The organism is Acidithiobacillus sp. TH-A36 (genome assembly GCF_057473445.1).
The window spans coordinates 1-1,375 of sequence record NZ_JBYCKP010000500.1 but is presented as its reverse complement, the minus strand read 5'-3'; the positions used below and the strand labels follow the sequence as shown (position 1 = coordinate 1,375).

Sequence of the window (1,375 nt, the reverse complement as noted above, 5' to 3'; positions counted from 1 at the left end):
ACGGAATTCGATATTTTGGAAAGCACACTGATGGGTTCCCCTTTGCCCAGCACCGACATCGACGCCATTTTGCAGCGTTGATTTTCTCCCGCATGTCTCTGGTTGGCCGTTTTTATCAACCCAAGTAACCGAACCGTCCTATTGGAGGTTTTATGCTGATCTTGAACCTGGCCGCTTTGAATATATCTTAATCGTGGCATGCTTTGGTGGCACGGCTCTATGGTATTATTTATTCATGTAGTTACCTCGTTTATCTCCAGATACAAGGAACGGACAATATGAACAAGTTCACGCTGGTTAATTTTTATCTTGGTGTTGGGGCCTCCGCACTTCGTAACGATCTACCTATTTTTTCCTGCAAAAAAGAAAGGTCTGGGTTGCATGGCGAACCCATTTCCACCCACGTTCTCAGCACGGCACACTTTCTCGTCCATTTCTGGGATGAGCATGAGGACGCATTGACGGACATACCCGATTTTCTCGGACAGGTTGTTGCTCCGTTTGCTGAGTTTTATATGCGTTCCGGTTCTACCGATGTCGCCAATCTTTTCAAAACCTTTTTAACCAATAAATCCGATTTCCCTCAATCTGTTCTTCACAGACTATATCCTGCATCGGATGTTGAGCTAATCTGTACTCTCCCGGATAGTGTGGCGGCCAACATCGCCTATGGTGCATCACAGAAATTGGCCGCTATCCGTGCGTTAGATGGTGGGGTTCCGTTTCGTATTATGGCGCGTTATACCAATCTTATGGAGGCACTACAGGAATGGGCCACTGCTTTGTCTTCTTTCATTGAGGATAACCAACAACACTTATCAGAGTTGAAAGGTTTCAATATTGCGGAAGTCTTTGGCAGCAATTATATCATCTCCAGTGACACCCAGGTGTCCGCTCTCATTGCTGGAGCACTTCGACACTCCCCTTTGAGAGATGATGTCTATTATTCTCTCTTCCTAGATCAATAAAGTGTTATGGTCGCCCTGTAGGGGCGGCCTCTCTTCGTGCGTGTAACTGTCTCTTGGAGGTTTTATGCTGATCCTGAACCTGGCTGCATTTTTCCCTACATTCGTGCTCTTGGCCTTTCTTCTTTTTGGGTTCTTCGGCATGTTTGCTGCGGCGATTATTACCTCAGCATACAGGGTCAGCCAGGGCATGTGGGGCAATTTCTTACCCTGGCGGCATTATCTCCGTCCGTGGGTTATTGCGATCTTTTTGCTTTCCTGTCTTTTTGCTTTCGGGGGAAGCTATCTGTTGTATGTCCGCACGGAAACGCCAGCGCCTGCAGCATGGTTTTCTCGCCTTCCACAAGCTGAAAAGAAAGCGGCCATCAAAGATATCCAGCAGTATCCTGGGCATAATATGTCGATACAGC

2 protein-coding genes are annotated in these 1,375 nt (G+C 47.1%); both read left to right on the top strand.

Features of this window, described 5'->3' with window-relative positions:
* The first annotated feature begins 278 nt into the window (after window positions 1-278).
* On the top strand, window positions 279-968 hold the full coding sequence (locus AC2VLY_RS12785; protein WP_486894166.1) for a hypothetical protein: 690 nt from the start codon (window positions 279-281) through the stop codon (window positions 966-968).
* Window positions 969-1,032: 64 nt separating this feature from the next.
* A partial coding sequence (locus tag AC2VLY_RS12780) for a hypothetical protein (RefSeq protein ID WP_486922402.1) occupies window positions 1,033-1,375 on the top strand: 343 nt, incomplete at its 3' end.